The sequence below is a fragment of the Methylobacterium sp. 142-1Y genome (assembly GCF_057747795.1).
Genome location: NZ_CM173224.1, coordinates 6,105,105 through 6,121,795, shown reverse-complemented (window position 1 = coordinate 6,121,795; position 16,691 = coordinate 6,105,105). Strand labels below are relative to the sequence as shown.

The following is a 16,691-nucleotide window of genomic DNA, read 5'->3' as shown; positions in this document are numbered from 1 at the left end:
CATCCCGAGGTGCGGGCGATCGAAGATCGCTGAGCCTCGAAGGAGGGCTCCAGACATCACTGAGACTTCCGGAGCCCTCCTTCGAGGTCAGCCGATTTTCAGTCGGCTAACACCTCAGGATGAGGTTCCGGGTTGGAGAGGACGACTTGCCGTCGTGGGATGCGTTCAGGTCGAGGTCGCGGCAGTGATACGGATCCCGGGCTCCGCTTCGCGGCCCCGGGACGACCCGGAGGGTATCAGTCGTTCACCAGCTTCGCGGTCCCTGGCGAATGAAACAGTTTCGCGATCCAGGGTGGCAAATGCCACCCTGGATCGCGAGTTTCTATTCAGGAACCGTGGAGGAGAGTGAAGTGCGTCACGCCGCCTTGGCGTAGCGCGACTCGGCCAGATCCCGATGGTCGATCTCCGGCGCCCGGCCGCCGATCAGATCGGCAAGCAGGCGGCCCGAGCCGCAGGCCATGGTCCAGCCGAGCGTGCCGTGGCCGGTATTGGTGTAGAGGTTGTCGTAGGCCGTGGCGCCGACGATCGGGGTGCCGTCCGGGGTCATCGGGCGCAGGCCCGTCCAGAACTTCGCCTGCGAGACGTCGCCGCCCGCCGGGAAGAGGTCGAGGACCGAGCGCTCCAGGGTCGCCCGGCGCGGGCCGCGCAAGGCCTGGCTGAAGCCGGCGAGTTCCGCCGTGCCGCCGACCCGGATGCGGTCGCCGAGCCGGGTGATCGCCACCTTGAAGGTCTCGTCCATCACGGTCGAGACCGGGGCGGCGTCCGCGTCGGTGACCGGCAGGGTCAGGGAATAGCCCTTCACCGGATAGACCGGAATCTCGATGCCGAGCGGCTTCAGCATCATCGGGGTGTAGCTGCCCATGGCGGCGACATAGGCGTCCGCCGTCAGCACCTCGCCGCCGGCCAGGCCCACGCCGGCGATCCGGCCGCCCTCCTGGCGGAGCGAGGTGATCGTCGCGCCGTAGCGGATGGTGACGCCCATGCTCTCGCAGATCGCGGCGAGGCGCTGGGTGAAGAGATGCGCGTCGCCGGTCTCGTCGCCCGGCAGGCGCAGGCCCCCGACGAAGCTGCCGGCGACCCGGGCCAGCGCCGGCTCGGCGGCGATGCAGCCCGCCGGGTCGAGCACCTCGTAGGGCACGCCGTACTCGTCGAGCACGCCGGTATCGTCGCCGACATGGTCGAGCTGCTTCTGGGTGCGGAAGAGCTGGAGCGTGCCCTTCTCGCGGTGATCGTAGGTGATGCCGGTCTCGGTGCGCAGGTCGCGCAGCACGTCGCGGCTATACTCAGCGAGCCGCACCATCCGGCCCTTGTTGCGGCGATAGGCATCCTCGGTGCAGTTCGCCAGCATCTTCGCGAGCCAGCCGTAGAGCTTGGGCTCCAGGCTCGGCCACAGCACCAGCGGGCGGTGACGCATCATCAGCCACTTCATCGCCTTGACCGGGATGCCCGGGGCGGCCCAGGGCGCCGAGTAGCCGGGCGAGACCTGGCCGGCATTGGCGAAGCTGGTCTCGAGGCCGGCGCCCGGCTGGCGATCGAGCACCGTGACCTGGTGGCCGGCCTTGGCGAGGTAATAGGCCGAGGTGACGCCGACCACGCCGCCGCCGAGGATCAGAACGCGCATCGCGAAAAATTCCTTGAGTTGCGCCCTGCTCGTCCATGCCCGACCCGGCGCCCGGTCGATGCCCCTACTGTCGCGCAAGGATCGCCGAATGTCCCGCCGGATCGTCGCAGGCTCTGCGAGACTATGCTACGATACGCAACGATCTGCGACGGAACGACAGGAACTTGCGCCATGGCGGGACGGGACGAGATCGACGCGCGCATCCTGCGCGTCCTGCGCGACGACGGGCGCATCAGCAACGCCGATCTCGCCGCCAAGGTCGGCCTGTCGCCCTCGGCCTGCCTGCGCCGCCTGCGGCTCTTGGAATCGAACGGCACCATCCGCGGCTACACCGCCCTGATCGAGGCCGACGAGCGCGAGCACCACATGGTGGTGCTGACCCAGATCACCCTGGAGCGGCAGACGGAAGAATCGCTCAACCGCTTCGAGGCCGCGGTGCGCCGCTGCCCGGAGGTGCGCGACTGCTACCTGATGACCGGCCTGTCCGATTACCTGATGCGGATCGAGGTGGCGGATGCCGGCGATTACGAGCGCCTGCACAAGGAGGTCTTGTCGCGCCTGCCGGGGGTGGCGCGGATCCAGTCGAGCTTCGCGATCCGGACGGTGGTGGGGCGGGGGTAGCCGTCCAGCCCGCCCGGTCCCGGGTGCCGGGAGCACCGGGGTCCATTCGGGAGGGCCTGCGCCTCAGCGTTTCGCGACACCGATCAGCGCCGTCGACGGGATCGGCAGGACGGCCCGGTCGCCGGCCATGCACCGTGCTTCGGCGATGACGGCCGCCTTCTCCCCGTCGCTCAGGTCGATCCAGTCGGGCGACATGCCGAAGACGGTCTCGGGATCGTCCAGAGTCGCGACGTCGAGGTGATAGTCGAAGGTCACATCGTGGATGCGCGGCGCGCGATAGCCGGCCGCGATCATTGCGCGCGCCAGCCGGTCCGGATCGCCCAGGGCCACCACCCCTGCGGGCATGGCCGCGTTCTCGCGCTCGGGGAACAGCGTTCGGCGGATCTGGCCGAGGAGCAGGAACGTCGAAGCACCCTGCTCCTGCCACGTTGCGACAACCCCGTCGCCGCCGGGGCGTGTCACCCGTGCCATCTCGGCCAGCCCCTTGCGCCAGTCGGGGAACAGGATCACGCCGAAGATCGAGAACACGGCATCGAAGCGGGCGTCGGGCAAGGCGAGGGCCTGTCCGTCCATGACCCTCGCATCGACGTTGGGCCGCCCTGCCGCCGCCACGCGGGCGACCATGCCGGGCGAGAAATCGATGGCGGTCACCTGTGCGCCCGTCCGCGCCGCCGCATGCGCGAGCGCCCCCGTCCCCGTCGCGACGTCGAGGACCCGGCTGTCTGGCGTCAGCGGCACGGTCGCCAGCGCCGCCTCGGCGAAGCGCACCGTGAACGGATGGGCCGTCGTCTCGTAATGCTGGGCGACCTTGTCCCACCGACCGGGGTTTTCGAGCTCTCGCATCACCTGGCCTCCGATATCATGTAACTTCATAAGTATCGTAAGAGCCGGCGCTTGCCAATCTCGACCGGGGCGTGGAGGATCGCCGGGTGCGCACCGACAGCCGTCTCTCACGAACGCTCCACGTTCTCCTTCACATGGCACGCCACGACGGGCCGATGACGTCCGAGGCGATCGGGCGGATGCTGGGAACGAATCCCGTCGTCGTCCGCCGGACGATGGCGGGGCTCCGAGAGGCGGGCTACGTGACATCGGAGAAGGGACACGGCGGCGGATGGACCATCGCCGCGAACCTGGCGGACGTGTCGCTTCTCGACGTGCATCACGCGGTGGGCGGCCCGCGGATCTTTGCGATCGGCAGCGATCATCCGAACCCCGATTGCGCCGTCGAGAAGGTGGTCAACGAGGCGGTGGAGGGCACGCTGCGCGAGGCCGAGGCGCTGCTGATCGCGCGGCTGGGGGCGATCAGCCTCGCCGAGCTGGCCCGAAGCTTCGATGCGCGGCTTCGCGCGCGCGCGTCGACGACTGCTCACACCTGCGGGTGACGCGCCCATCGGCGGCGGCATCGGGTCGATCATGGACCGCCCGGTCGTGGCGGCACCGGCAAAGCCGGCGTCCCGCCCTCGACTGTCCCGCTCGTGGCCGCGCCGCTCGAGTATCGATCCTGGCGGACGGAGAGCCGGAAGCGCGTTCCGCGTCGCGGCACTTGCCCTGCACAGGCCCCTGCACAAGCGCGCGCGTGGGTCAGGCGAAATAGGCCGGCCAGCGCGCCCGGATCTCGTCCCCGAGCGCGATCGACTTCGACAGGTGATCGCGCAACGCCTCCTGCGCCGCCTCGGGCGCACCGTCACTGAGCGCCGCCACGATCCGCCGGTGATCGGCCACGATCTGTTGCGCCTTGCCCTCGACCGGCAGGTGCAGCCGGCGCAGGCGGTCGATATGGCCGCTGCGGCGGCGGATCAGGTCCCACAGGTCGGGGACGACGGCGGCCTCGCATAACGCCCGGTGAAAGGCTTCGTCGCTGGCCGAGAGCCGGGCGAAATCACCCTCGTCGGCGAAGATCGCCTGCTCGGCCACGAAGGCCTGGAGGCGGGTGAACAGTGCCCGGTCGGGCGCCTGCGCAAGGGTGCGGACCACCTCCTGCTCGACGGCGCGGCGCAGGAACTGCGCCTGGCGGGCGGCCGCGAGGTCGATGCGGCTCACCACCGTCGACGATTGCGGGAAGATGTCGACCAGCCCCTCTTCCTGGAGCCGCAGCAGCGCGTCGCGGATCGGGGTGGCGCTCAGGCCGAAGCTCGCCTGGAGTTCCGGGCGCGACAGCACTGTGCCGGGCGCGAGATCGAGCGAGACGATCTTTTCCCGGATGAGATCGAAGACCTGCGGAGCGGCGTGACGCGAGCGGTCGCGGAGACGCTGCGCACCGGCGAAGACGGCGTTCATGACGGTCGCACTCTGGAGACGACGCGGGCCGCCGGAGCGGGCCCGGCCACAAGCCTAGCACGGGCTCGCTCGGGTTGACATACTAATGCATTACCATTTTAGTGAGGAGGCCAGACCGGTGCTTCGACAACAAGCCGGCATGCGCCGCCCCCTCGCGGCCTCGGGAGAACGCTCATGATCCACTCGCCCGCGCGCCGCGCCTTCGCGGCGGGGCTTCTCGCTGCCGGTGCATGCTTGTCCGGGGCGGTCCCGGCCCTGGCGCAGCAGAAGAGCGAGATCGCGATCACCCGCCAGCCCGGCATCATCTACCTGCCGACCCACATCATCGAGAAGCAGGGGCTGATCGAGAAGCACGCCGCGCGGCTGGGCGTGCCGGGCGTGAAGACGAAGTGGCTCACCTTCACCGGCGGCGGCAGCCAGACCGACGCGCTGCTCGCCGGCAACGTCGACATCGTCAATACCGGCACCGGCAACCTGCTGCTGCTCTGGGACCGCACGCGGGGCGGCGTGAAGGGCATCGTCGCCACCTCGGCGCTGCCGCTGCTGCTCGTCAGCCGCGACCCGAAGATCAGGACGATCAAGGACATCGCCGCCGGCGACAAGATCGCGGTGCCGACCGTGAAGGTCTCGACGCAGGCGATCCTCCTGCAGATGGCGGCGGGCGAGGCTTACGGCGCCGACCAGTCCGGCCGGCTCGACGCCAACACGGTACAGCTCGGCCATCCGGACGCGGCGATCGCGCTCGCCAACCCGACCCACGAGATCAAGACCCATTTCGCGGCACCCCCCTTCCAGTACGTCGAATTGCGCAATGTCCCGGGCGCCCACATCGTCGCCCGCTCGCCCGACATCATCGGTGGGCCGCTGACGCAAGGCCAGTTCTTCACCACCACGAAGTTCGCCGACGCCAACCCGAAGATCGTCCAGGCCGTGCGCGCGGCCTCGGAAGAGGCTCAAAATCTCATTCGCCAGGACACGCGCCAAGCGGTCGAGATCTACCGCGAGGTGACCGGCGACAAGACCAGCGTCGAGGATCTGCTGGGCTATCTGCGTGAGCCCGGCATGATGGAGTTCAACCTCCAGCCGCAAGGGACGATGCGCTTCGCCGAGCATCTTGCGCGGATCGGCACCCTGCGGACCAAGCCGAAGGCCTGGACCGACTATTACCTGCCGGTCGCCCACGACCTCAGCGGCAGCTGACGGGAGGACACGCCCTATGAGTACCCTCCTCGACGTCCGCGGGGTCACGCTCCGCTACAAGACCCCCAACGTGCTGGTCACCGCGACCGAGCGCGTCAGCTTCCAGGTCGATACCTCCGACCGCTTCGTGCTGCTCGGGCCGTCCGGCTGCGGCAAGTCCACCCTGCTCAAGGCGGTGGGCGGCTACCTGCATCCGAGCGAGGGCGAGATCCGCATCAAGGACCGGGTGGTCAAGGAGCCCGGCGCCGACCGGATGATGGTGTTCCAGGAATTCGACCAGCTCCTGCCCTGGAAGTCGGTGCTCGAGAACGTCACCTTCCCGCTCCTCAACGCGCGCAAGATGTCCCGCCGCGAGGCGGAGGAGCGGGCGCGGGCCTATATCGAGAAGGTCGGCCTGACGCGGGCGATCGACAGCTACCCCCACACCCTCTCGGGCGGCATGAAGCAGCGCGTGGCGATCGCCCGCGGCATGGCGATGGAGCCCGACATCCTGCTGATGGACGAGCCGTTCGCGGCGCTCGACGCGCTCACCCGGCGCACCTGCCAGGACGAGCTCCTGCAGCTCTGGGAGGAGACGAAGTTCACGGTGCTCTTCGTCACCCACTCGATCGCCGAGGCGATCAAGATCGGCAACCGCATCCTCCTGCTCTCGCCCCATCCGGGTCGGGTCAAGGCCGAGGTGCTCGATGTCGACAAGGTCTCGGCCCAGGACGGCAGCGCCGGCCAGCTCGAGCAGCAGATCCACGACCTGCTGTTTTCCGACGAACCCGGCCACCATTGAGCGATCGTCGAGGAATCGAGCCATGAGCACCACGACGAGCACCACGACGGGCACTATGACGCGCCCCGCCATGCCGGCCCGCATCATCATGAGCGAGGCGGCGCCCGCCGCCGACGGCGCGGTCGAGCGCCAGCTCGGCACCGCCGAGATCCTGTGGAACTCGGGCTTCGTCCGCAAGACCGTGATCATCGTCGTGCTGGCGCTGGTCTGGGAGATCTATGCCCGGATCCTCGACAACCCGCTCCTGTTCCCGACCTTCTCCGACACCGTCACGACGCTCTACGACCAGACGATCGACGGCACGATCCCGAGCCGGGCCTTCGCGTCGATCAAGGTGCTGCTGATGGGCTACGTCGCCGGCATCGGGCTTGCCGCGACGCTGACCATGCTGGCGATCTCGACCCGCATCGGCACCGACTTTCTCGAGACGATGACGGCGATGTTCAATCCCCTGCCGGCCATCGCGCTCCTGCCCCTGGCGCTGATCTGGTTCGGCTTAGGCAACGGCAGCCTGGTCTTCGTGCTGGTCCATTCGGTGCTGTGGGCGGTGGCGCTCAACACCCATTCGGGCTTCCGCGGCGTCTCGAACACGCTCAGGATGGTCGGGCGCAATTACGGCCTCAAGGGGCTCCCTTATGTCACCAAGATCCTGATCCCGGCGGCGTTCCCGAGCATCCTCACCGGCCTCAAGATCGGCTGGGCCTTCGCCTGGCGCACGCTCATCGCCGCCGAACTCGTCTTCGGCGTGTCGTCGGGGGCCGGGGGCCTCGGCTGGTTCATCTTCGAGAACCGCAACCTCCTCGACATCCCGGCGGTGTTCGCGGGACTGCTCACCGTGATCATCATCGGCCTCGTGGTCGAGAACCTGATCTTCCGCACGCTGGAGCGGCGGACGGTGCAGAAATGGGGCTTGCAGCACTGACGCGTACGCCGCCCTGAACCCTCCCCCGCAGAGGGGCTAGCGTGTTCACACATCTCGGTTTGAACGCTTCTTCCTTTGAAGGTAGCGCGCCTCTCCTCCCCCTTGTGGGGAGGAGTTGGAGGTGGGGGTGGTGCCGCGTAGAGCGCGAGGCTCTTCTGGCACCACCCCCACCCCTAACCCCTCCCCACAAGGGGGAGGGGAAAGCGCGCACCTTTACGTTGGGTTAGCTCTCTGACGAGAAGTGTGAATCCGCTAGCGCAGAGGGGGGAGGGGGCGGGCGCCGCGATTCATCGAACGAACGAAACCAACAGGAGCCTCACTCATGGCCCGCGACCCGCTCCCCCCGCCCGACCTCGAACCCGGCACCATCCCGGACGGCCCGCAAGGGCAGCGCCGCGACCCCGCCTCCTTGCGCTCCGCCCGCTGGTTCGGCCCGGCCGACCTGCGCTCCTTCGGGCACCGCTCCCGCGCGATGCAGATGGGCTACGCCCCCGAGGAATGGACCGGCAAACCGGTCATCGCGATCCTCAACACCTGGTCCGACCTCCAGCCCTGCCACGCCCACTTCAAGCATCGCGTCGACGACGTGAAGCGCGGGATCCTGATGGCGGGGGGCTTTCCCGTCGAACTCCCGGCGATCTCGGTCTCCGAGAGCTTCGTCAAGCCGACCACCATGCTCTACCGCAACATGCTGGCGATGGAGACCGAGGAGCTCTTGCGCTCGCACCCCGTCGACGGCGCGGTGCTGATGGGCGGCTGCGACAAGTCCACGCCGGGCCTGCTTCTCGGCGCCACCAGCATGAACCTGCCGGCGATCTACATCCCCGCAGGCCCGATGCTGCGCGGCAACTGGCAGGGCAAGGTGCTGGGTTCGGGCTCCGACAGCTGGAAGTACTGGGACGAATTGCGCGCCGGCAAGATCACCGACCAGGACTGGCTCGGGATCGAGGGCGGCATCGCCCGCTCCTACGGCACCTGCATGACCATGGGCACCGCCTCGACCATGACGGCGATCGCGGAAGCCGTCGGCATGGTGCTGCCCGGCGGCTCGTCGATCCCGGCGGCCGATGCCGGGCATATCCGGCTGTGCTCGGAATCCGGCCGGCGCATCGTCGACATGGTGTGGGAGGACCTGACCCCGCAGCGGATCCAGACCCGGGAGGCCTACGAGAACGCCATCGCGGTCGCGATGGCGATGGGCTGCTCGACCAACGCCATCATCCACCTGATCGCCATGGCGCGCCGGGCCGGCCACGCCATCGGCCTCGACGATTTCGAGCGCTACAGCCGCATCGTCCCGGTGATCGGCAACGTCCGCCCGAGCGGCAACGCCTACCTGATGGAGGATTTCTTCTACGCCGGCGGCATCCGCGCGCTGATGAACGAGATCCGCGAGCACCTGCATCTCGACTGCCTGACGGTGAGCGGCCGGACCCTCGGCGAGACGATCGAGGGGGCGGGTGTCCACAATGCCGACGTGATCCGGCCGCTGTCGAACCCGGTCTACGGCCAGGGCTCGCTCGCGGTGCTGAAGGGCAACCTCGCGCCGAGCGGCTGCGTCATCAAGCCGGCGGCGATGGACCAGCGCTTCCTCAAGCATTCCGGCCCGGCCCTCGTCTTCGACGATTACCCGTCGTTGAAGGCGGCGATCGACGACGAGACTCTCGACGTGACCGCCGATCACGTGCTGGTCCTGCGCAATGCCGGGCCGCAGGGCGGGCCGGGCATGCCCGAATGGGGCATGCTGCCGATGCCGAAGAAGCTGCTCAAGGAGGGGCACCGCGACATGCTGCGCCTGTCGGATGCGCGGATGAGCGGCACCAGCTACGGCGCCTGCGTGCTCCACGTCGCGCCGGAATCCTTCATCGGCGGGCCGCTGGCATTGCTGCGCACCGGCGACATCGTCAGCATCGACGTCGAGGCCAGGGCGATCCGCATGGAGGTCTCGGACGAGGAACTGGCGCAGCGCCGCGCCGCCTGGACCCCGCCGGCCCCGCGCTACGAGCGCGGCTACGGCGTGATGTTCTCGCGCCACATCCAGCAGGCCGACGAGGGCTGCGATTTCGACTTCCTGCGCACCGAGTACGGCGCCCCGGTGCCCGAGCCGGCGATCTACTGACGCTCTGTTCGGAAGGAGTCTTCCGGACAGAGCGTCACAAGCCCGCGCGGCGCTTGAGCGAAGTCGAAATCCGCATCGCGAAGCGATCAATCGGATTTCATATGATAGGGCTCCGGGCGAGAACCCGGAGCACCCCCATGATCCGCCCGAGCATGACCCGCCCGAAGGGAACCGCCGCCGCGACCGGCCGCTCGCTGCGGCTCTATCGCGGCGGGGCTGCGCCCCACGCCGCCATGGACGCGCTCTATGCCCGCTTCGTGCGGCCGGGCGACCTGGTGTTCGATGTCGGCGCCCATGTCGGGGATCGCGTCGCGGCCTTCCGGCGCCTGGGCGCCCGGGTCGTCGCGCTGGAGCCGCAGCCCGGGCCGATGCGAGCCTTGCGCCTGCTCCACGGCCGCGACGCGAGCGTGATCCTGGTCGCGGCGGCGGTCGGCGATGAAGCGGGCGAGGTCGTGTTCCATCTCAACTCGGCCAACCCGACCGTGTCCTCGGTCTCGGCGGAGTTCGTCGCCGGGGCTTCGGGCGCGCCGGGCTGGGAGGGGCAGGTCTGGGACCGGACGATCACGGTGCCGGCCACGACCCTCGACCGGCTGGTGGCCGGGCACGGGCGCCCGGCCTTCGTGAAGATCGACGTCGAGGGGTTCGAGGACCGGGTGCTGGCGGGCCTGTCGGTGCCGCTCCCCGCCCTGTCCTTCGAGTTCACCACCATCGCCCGGGACGTGGCGCTCCGCTGCCTCGACCGGCTGGCCTCGCTCGGCGCCTACGGATTCGATGTCGCGCTCGGCGAGAGCCAGGCGTTGAGCTTCGGCCATCCTGTCGGCCGCGACGCGATGGCGGCGTATCTGATGGCGCTGCCGCAGGCGGCGAATTCCGGGGATGTCTACGCCCTGCTCCAGCCTTGAGCGGCCGCACCGGTCCTGCCGTTGAGGAGTCGTTCACGCCTCGCAGGCGACGCTCGGTCACGTCGAACGGAGAGCGGCATGGGCGCGTGGATCGGGATCGGTGGGGCGGCCGTGCTCGGCGCGTTGTGGCTCACCGGGGCGGCCCAGGCCGGCTCGCCGGACCGGACGCAACGCTACCTCGACGCGATGACGCGGCACGACCTGTGCGCCCGGGACGATGCGGGGTTGAGGCGGCTCCACCGCGATCTGTCGAAACCCTCCGCCGCGAGGGTCGGCGCGAAACGCTGAGCAGATTTCGCAAAGGTGGTGACCGGTTTTGCGACAAAAATCTGCGACAAAACAAGAACCTGAGCGGACGAAGCGTTGGCCTGCCAACGCAAGTCTGCTTGGGGGCGGATGCCGGCCCGGGGCCGGCACCGATCGGTCGAGCGGGCGGCTCAATCGGCCGAGCGCACGATCTTGGTAATGGCGAGCGGGGGCTTGCCGGACTTTTCCGCGATGTCGCGGTCCTGCTCCTCGATCACCTGGCGCACGGCGCCATCGACGTCGTGCTCGAGCGTGGCGGTCCGGGGCACCCGGCGGTTGGAGCGGCGCGAGCCGTCCTCGTAGTAGACGTCGAACAGGACGTAGCCCGTATCCTGCACTTTCGGCTTCTGCTTCGAACGCAGCATGGTCGTTGACTCTTCTTGGCGGCGGGGCACACGGCACGACAACGCGGCCCGTGAGGCCACGCTGACATGCGGCCCGCGCCGCGAGGGGGAGGATCGATCGAGTGACGGCGGTCCTTCGGGCACTCGGCCGGGGGCCTGCCTCGAAGGGGCGGGCGCGCGACGCGAGCGAGGATATGGGCCCGAACGACGCCGAACGCCAGCGCGAAGCGCCAGCGTCGATGCCGCAGTGCAGGAAAATGCGGAGCGGTGCGGCGCTCAGCCGGTATACATCACTGCCGCCACCGGGGCGGCCTTCGGGCGGGCGGTGTGGGTCATGGCCCAGATCGACCAGGCGGCGAGGCCCGAGCAGGAGAGCAGCACCAGCCCGCGGACGTAGCGGCCGCGGTGGATGTCGCGCACGGCATAGACCGGCAGCAACGCCGCCTTGGCGAGGTTGCGCAGGGCCAGAACCATCAGGATCGCCATGAAGGCCGTCACTGTCCCGAGCATGTCCATCCCCCTTCGGCCGTGGGCCATGGCGGAGCTTATCCCCGCAACACGGCGAAACGAAGCCACCCGCTCGAAATTATCGCTGCGACGTGTCAACCCGGCCACAGCGATCCTGCACGCCGAATGGTTAACGATGCGTAACGGAGCCGCGGCGCTCACCGCTCCCGCCTGACATCCGGCCTCGCAGGGACGCAGACCGCCGCCCTGCCGAGGGGGGACGTGCCAAGTCCTCCCAGAGCAGGCGGTTCTTGGCTTGGCCTTCGTCTCGTGCCGCCCGAGCTTGCGCCCGGCGCCGTGGGCCAGCGACCACCGACGGCCTATACGGATTGGGAGCCGCTCGTGGGCGTGGGGGCCGGAAGCCGTCAGTAGCCCCGCGCCGCATCCACCGTGTCCGGCGGCACCCGGCCCGCGCGCACGGCCTCGGCCGCGGCGAGCAGGGTGCGGGCGACCGCCTGGGGGCTCGCCTCGCAGGCCTCGTGCGGGGTGATGCGGATCGCCGGATGGTCCCAGAACGGGTGCTCGGGCGGTAGCGGCTCGGTGGCGAACACGTCGAGGGCGGCGCCCGCGAGACGGCCGGATTCGAGCGCCGCCAGGAGATCGGCCTCGATCAGGTGCTCGCCGCGGCCGACCTGGATCAGGACGCCGCCGGGGCGCAGGGACGAGAAGAGGCGCGCATCGAGAATGGCGCGGGTCTCCGGCGTCAGCGGCAGCAGGTTCACCAGGACTTCCGTTTCACCGAGCATGGCCGTGAGCCCGTCCGGGCCGTGATGGTGGGTGACACCAAGGTCCGCCTCCTGTGGCCTGCGGCTCCAGGCCCGGACCGGAAAGCCGAGGGCGGCCAGGTCGCTGGCGACCCGTCGGCCGATCTTGCCGTAGCCGAGAAGGCCCACCGGCACTGCGCTCGCATCGCGCGGATAGAGGCGGCGCCAGATCCGGTCGCGCTGGTTCTCGGCGTAAGTGGCGAAGCGGCGCTGGTGGCCGATGACGTGCCAGAGCACGAAGCCCGACATCGCCCGCGCCTGGTCGGGATCGACCACCCGCACCACCGGCAGGTCCGGCGGACGTCCGGGACAGGCGAGGAGATTGTCGACCCCCGCTGCGATCGAGCACAGGGCCGCGAGGTTGGGGTAGCGCGCCAGCGCGTCGGCGGGCGGGCGCCAGCCGAGCGCCAGACGCACCCGCTCGGGGTTCGGTGCGGGGTGATCCACGATCTCGACGTGATCGGAAATCCCGGCGAGCGCCGCGCCGAACAATCCGCGCAGGTCGGTGGTCGCGCTCAAGAGCACGCAGGGAAGGCGGTCCATTGTCAGATCTGTTCGGGCAGAGGTGTGGTCGAATTCGGGAAGTGGGTGGAATGTCCCATCCACGACCTCATCCTGAGGTGCGGGCGATCGAAGATCGCTGAGCCTCGAAGGAGGGCTCCAGCTCGCTCGGAGAGTTCTGGAGCCCTCCTTCGAGGTCAGTCCATCTCCGATGAACTGACACCTCAGGATGAGGTCGTGGGTAGGATATGCCCTGCTGTTTCCAGCTTTATGGAAGACGATCCTGCTCAAACAGACTCTCAGGATGAGGTCGGTGATTGGAAAAACGGGATCACGGGACCCTCACGCCGCTTGCCGCACCCGGCCAGGCACCGCCTCGAGAAGCGCGCGCGTATAGGGATGCTCGGGATTGGCGAACAGCGCGCTCGCGCTCTTCAGCTCCACGATCTCGCCCTGGCGCATCACCGCGATCCGGTCGCAGATCTGGGCCGCCACCCGCAGATCGTGGGTGATGAACAGCATCGACAGGCCGAGGCGCGCCTTGAGATCTTCCAGCAGCGCCAGCACCTGGGCCTGGACCGAGACATCGAGGGCCGAGACCGCCTCGTCGGCGACCAGCACCTCGGGTTCGAGCGCGAGCGCCCGGGCGATGCCGATGCGCTGGCGCTGGCCGCCGGAGAATTCGTGCGGGAACCGCTCCAGCGCCTTCTCGTCGAGGCCGACGAGGGAGAGGAGGCGGCGTGCCCGCTCCGTCGCTTCCGTCACCGAGACCCCGTGCGCCACCGGCCCGTCGGCGATGATCTGACCCACGCTGCGGCGCGGGTTGAGCGAGGCGAAGGGATCCTGAAAAACCATCTGGATCCGGCTGCGGGCCCGGCGCAGGGCCTCGCCCTTCAGCCCCGTGAGGTCGGTGTCGCCGAGGCGCACGGCCCCGGCATCGGGGTCGATCAGCCGCATGACGAGGCGCGCGACCGAGGATTTCCCCGAACCCGATTCGCCGACGAGCCCCAGCGTCTCGCCGCGGTGGAGCGTGAAGGCCACGTCCCGCGCCGCCGCGGTGCGGCGCTTCGGCTTCCACAGCCCGCCGCCGGTGACGTAGGTCTTTTGCAGGCCCGTCACCTCGATCGCCTTCGGCCCCGAAAGGGGAGGGCGGGTCGGCGGCTCCATGGTCGGCACGGCGGCGAGCAGGGTCCTGGTATAGGCGGCCTGCGGCCGGCCGAGCACGGCGGCCGCGGGGCCTTCCTCCACCACCCGGCCGTGACGCAGCACCAGCACCCGGTCGGCGATCTCCGCCACCACGCCGAAATCGTGGGTGATGAACAGGACCGCCATGTGGCGGCGGGTCTGAAGGTCGCGGATCAGCTTGAGGATCTGGGCCTGCGTCGTGACGTCGAGGGCCGTGGTCGGCTCGTCGGCGACGAGGACGGTGGGTTCGAGGGCCAGCGCCATCGCGATCATCGCCCGCTGGCGCTGGCCGCCCGAGAGCTGGTGGGGATAGGAGCGGACGATCTGCTCGGGGTTGGGCAGCCCGACCTCGCCGGCGAGCGCCACCGCCCGGGCGCGGCGCTCCTTGGGGTTAAGCTGGCCATGGGCCTCGAACATCTCGGCCATCTGGTCGCCGATCCGCATCAGCGGGTTCAGCGCCGTCATCGGCTCCTGGAAGATCATCGCGATCCGCCGGCCGCGGGTGTCGCGCCAGCCGGCTTCGTTCTGGCCCAAGAGGTCGGTCTCGCCGAGGCGGATCGCTCCGGAGACCGGCCGCACCGCCTTCGGCAACAGGCCCATCAGGGCGTGCGCGCACATCGACTTGCCGGAGCCCGACTCGCCGACGAGGCACAGGATCTCGCCGGCCACGAGATCGAACGACACGCCGTCGACGGCGTTCGGCCGGTCGCCGCCTTCCGGCAGGGCGAGGCTTAGAGATCGAACCGAGGCGGCGACCCGGCGGGTGTCGGAATCCATCTCAGCGCTCCCGGGACAGGCGCGGGTTGAGGGCATCGTTCAGCCCCTCGCCGATCAGGTTGAGGGCGAGCACGGTGAGCAGGATCAGCAGGCCCGGAAAGGCGGTGATCCACCAGGCCTGCCGGATCACCGTGCGGCCGGCCCCGACCATGAAGCCCCAGGACATCCGGTTCGGGTCGCCGAGGCCGAGGAACGACAGCGAGGATTCGAGCAGGATCGCGGTCGCCACCATCAGCGAGGCCAGGACCACGATCGGCGACAGGGTGTTGGGCAGCACCTCCCGCCGCAGGATGGTGAAGGTGGTCTGGCCGGTCACGATCGCCGCCTGGACGTATTCGCGCGAGCGCAAGCTCAGCACCTCGCCCCGCACCAGCCGGGTCACCGGCGGCCAGCTCACCAGCGCGATGGCGAGGATCATCGAGGACAGGGAGGGCTGCAGGATCGCCACCAGCACGATGGCGAGCGCGAAGCTCGGCACGGTCTGGAACAGCTCGGTGAAGCGCATCAAGGCGTCGTCGACCCGGCCGCCGAGATAGCCGGCGAGCGCGCCGAGCGGCACGCCGATCAGCAGGGCGGCGAGCGTCGAGACCAGGCCGACGATCAGCGAGACGCCGGCCCCGTGCATCAGCCCGGCGGCGATGTCGCGCCCGAGCGCGTCGGTGCCGAGCGGCACCCGCTCCAGGGTGAAGGGCGGCACGAAGGGCCGCTGCACCATGCGCCAGGGCGAGGTCGGGTAGAGGACCGGCGCCAGCAGCGCCGCGGCGACGACGAGAGTCAGGATCACGAGCCCGAACACCGCGCCCGGATGGCGCAGGAAGGCGGCGAGCGGCCCGCGGCGGCGCGACCGGACCGGGGCGGCGAGCGGAACGGCATTCTCCATCACGCCACCTCGATGCGGGGATCGACCGCGCGGTAGACCACGTCGGTGACGAGGTTGAAGACCAGCACCATCGCGGAGGAGACCACGAAGACGCCCAGCAGCAGGTTGTAGTCGCGCTGGAGCAGCGCCTCGTACATCAGCCGCCCGATCCCCGGCCAGGCGAACACCGTCTCGGTGAGCACCGCGCCGCCGACGAGCGTGCCGGCCTGGAGGCCCGCCAGCGTCACCACCGGCAGGAGCGCGTTGCGCAGGATGTGCCGGCGCTGGATCACCCCCTCGGTCAGGCCCTTGGCCCGCGCGGTCTTCACGAAGTCGAGGCGCGAGACCTCCAGCATCGAGGAGCGGGTCATCCGCACGTAGACCGCCATGAAGAACAGCCCGAGGGTCATGGCCGGCAGCACTAGGTGGTGGGCGATGTCGAGGGCACGACCGAGCCCGGTATAGCCCGCCCCCACGGTCTCGAAGCCGAAGCTCGGCAGCCAGTCGAGCCGGACCGAGAACAGCAGGATCGCCATCAGCGACACCCAGAACAGCGGCGTGGCATAGAACAGGAGCGCGACGCCGGTGATCGCGGTATCGGCGAGCGTTCCGGCCCGCCGGGCTGCCAGCGCGCCGAGCAGCACCCCGAGGGAGAGCGAGATCGCGAAGGCGCTGCCGGTCAGCAGCAGGGTCGCCGGCAGCCGCTCGCCGATCAGCGTCGCCACCGGCATCTGCTGGCGCACCGAATAGCCGAGATCGAGCCCGGCCATGCTGCGAAGATACGCGCCGAGCTGGCTCGGCAGCGGCTGGTCGAGGGCGAATTTTTCCCGCAGCTGGGCGATGAAGGCCTCGTCGCCCGCCCCCGCCTCGCCGGCCATCACCAGGGCCGGATCGCCGGGAGCGAGGCGGATCAGGAAGAAGTTCAGGACCACGATGGCGAGGAGCACCACGATGCCCTTCGCGATCCGCCGCGCGACGAAGCCGACCATGCCGTTACGATCC

Annotated in this window: 17 protein-coding genes; 8 read left to right on the top strand and 9 right to left on the bottom strand. The window is 69.5% G+C overall.

Annotation, left to right across the window (positions count from 1 at the left end; translation table 11 throughout):
* Window positions 1-355 precede the first annotated feature (355 nt).
* Complete coding sequence (locus tag AC3AOF_RS28035) at window positions 356-1,621, bottom strand: D-amino acid dehydrogenase (RefSeq protein WP_236987786.1); 1,266 nt, start codon at window positions 1,619-1,621, stop codon at window positions 356-358.
* A gap of 171 nt (window positions 1,622-1,792) precedes the next feature.
* Between AC3AOF_RS28035 and AC3AOF_RS28030 the strand changes: the two genes are divergently transcribed.
* The gene (locus AC3AOF_RS28030) at window positions 1,793-2,242 is read left to right on the top strand and encodes an Lrp/AsnC family transcriptional regulator (RefSeq protein WP_279356526.1); all 450 of its coding nucleotides are present in this window, start codon (window positions 1,793-1,795) and stop codon (window positions 2,240-2,242) included.
* Window positions 2,243-2,305: 63 nt separating this feature from the next.
* Here AC3AOF_RS28030 and AC3AOF_RS28025 read toward each other — a convergent pair whose 3' ends face one another.
* Window positions 2,306-3,085: a class I SAM-dependent methyltransferase gene (locus tag AC3AOF_RS28025; RefSeq protein ID WP_488347116.1), complete on the bottom strand. Its 780-nt coding sequence runs from the start codon at window positions 3,083-3,085 to the stop codon at window positions 2,306-2,308.
* An 86-nt stretch (window positions 3,086-3,171) separates the two neighbouring features.
* On the opposite strand from AC3AOF_RS28025, the gene AC3AOF_RS28020 reads away from it, so the two are divergent.
* Window positions 3,172-3,627 carry an Rrf2 family transcriptional regulator gene (locus AC3AOF_RS28020; RefSeq protein ID WP_048427170.1) on the top strand — a complete coding sequence of 152 codons (456 nt, stop codon included), beginning with the start codon at window positions 3,172-3,174 and terminating at the stop codon, window positions 3,625-3,627.
* Between the two features lie 199 nt (window positions 3,628-3,826).
* On the opposite strand, the gene AC3AOF_RS28015 is transcribed toward AC3AOF_RS28020, so the two are convergent.
* Complete coding sequence (locus tag AC3AOF_RS28015; RefSeq protein ID WP_488347115.1) at window positions 3,827-4,522, bottom strand: GntR family transcriptional regulator; 696 nt, start codon at window positions 4,520-4,522, stop codon at window positions 3,827-3,829.
* 174 nt (window positions 4,523-4,696) lie between these two features.
* Between AC3AOF_RS28015 and AC3AOF_RS28010 the strand changes: the two genes are divergently transcribed.
* From AC3AOF_RS28010 to AC3AOF_RS27985, 6 genes are all read left to right on the top strand, one after another.
* Entirely contained in the window at window positions 4,697-5,722 is a 1,026-nt protein-coding gene (locus AC3AOF_RS28010) for an ABC transporter substrate-binding protein (protein ID WP_488347114.1), read from the top strand.
* A gap of 16 nt (window positions 5,723-5,738) precedes the next feature.
* Complete coding sequence (locus tag AC3AOF_RS28005; protein ID WP_236987791.1) at window positions 5,739-6,503, top strand: ABC transporter ATP-binding protein; 765 nt, start codon at window positions 5,739-5,741, stop codon at window positions 6,501-6,503.
* A 70-nt stretch (window positions 6,504-6,573) separates the two neighbouring features.
* On the top strand, window positions 6,574-7,425 hold the full coding sequence (locus AC3AOF_RS28000; RefSeq protein ID WP_488349068.1) for an ABC transporter permease: 852 nt from the start codon (window positions 6,574-6,576) through the stop codon (window positions 7,423-7,425).
* A gap of 322 nt (window positions 7,426-7,747) precedes the next feature.
* Window positions 7,748-9,544 (top strand): L-arabinonate dehydratase, encoded by a 1,797-nt coding sequence (gene araD / locus AC3AOF_RS27995; RefSeq protein WP_488347113.1) that lies wholly within the window; start codon window positions 7,748-7,750, stop codon window positions 9,542-9,544.
* Window positions 9,545-9,681: 137 nt separating this feature from the next.
* Window positions 9,682-10,446, top strand: coding sequence for an FkbM family methyltransferase (locus AC3AOF_RS27990; protein ID WP_488347112.1), 765 nt, complete (start codon window positions 9,682-9,684; stop codon window positions 10,444-10,446).
* 78 nt (window positions 10,447-10,524) lie between these two features.
* Complete coding sequence (locus AC3AOF_RS27985; RefSeq protein WP_236987794.1) at window positions 10,525-10,734, top strand: hypothetical protein; 210 nt, start codon at window positions 10,525-10,527, stop codon at window positions 10,732-10,734.
* A gap of 149 nt (window positions 10,735-10,883) precedes the next feature.
* Here AC3AOF_RS27985 and AC3AOF_RS27980 read toward each other — a convergent pair whose 3' ends face one another.
* From AC3AOF_RS27980 to AC3AOF_RS27955, 6 genes are all read right to left on the bottom strand, one after another.
* On the bottom strand, window positions 10,884-11,117 hold the full coding sequence (locus tag AC3AOF_RS27980; protein ID WP_165085980.1) for a hypothetical protein: 234 nt from the start codon (window positions 11,115-11,117) through the stop codon (window positions 10,884-10,886).
* Window positions 11,118-11,372: 255 nt separating this feature from the next.
* Window positions 11,373-11,606, bottom strand: coding sequence for a hypothetical protein (locus AC3AOF_RS27975; RefSeq protein WP_488347111.1), 234 nt, complete (start codon window positions 11,604-11,606; stop codon window positions 11,373-11,375).
* Window positions 11,607-11,968: 362 nt separating this feature from the next.
* The gene (locus tag AC3AOF_RS27970; RefSeq protein ID WP_488347110.1) at window positions 11,969-12,910 is read right to left on the bottom strand and encodes a 2-hydroxyacid dehydrogenase; all 942 of its coding nucleotides are present in this window, start codon (window positions 12,908-12,910) and stop codon (window positions 11,969-11,971) included.
* A 300-nt stretch (window positions 12,911-13,210) separates the two neighbouring features.
* Window positions 13,211-14,830, bottom strand: coding sequence for an ABC transporter ATP-binding protein (locus tag AC3AOF_RS27965; RefSeq protein ID WP_488347109.1), 1,620 nt, complete (start codon window positions 14,828-14,830; stop codon window positions 13,211-13,213).
* A 1-nt stretch (window position 14,831) separates the two neighbouring features.
* On the bottom strand, window positions 14,832-15,710 hold the full coding sequence (locus AC3AOF_RS27960) for an ABC transporter permease (protein WP_236987798.1): 879 nt from the start codon (window positions 15,708-15,710) through the stop codon (window positions 14,832-14,834).
* Window positions 15,710-16,678: an ABC transporter permease gene (locus AC3AOF_RS27955; RefSeq protein WP_488347108.1), complete on the bottom strand. Its 969-nt coding sequence runs from the start codon at window positions 16,676-16,678 to the stop codon at window positions 15,710-15,712. Before AC3AOF_RS27955 ends, AC3AOF_RS27960 begins: the two co-directional genes overlap by 1 nt.
* Window positions 16,679-16,691: the final 13 nt, after the last annotated feature.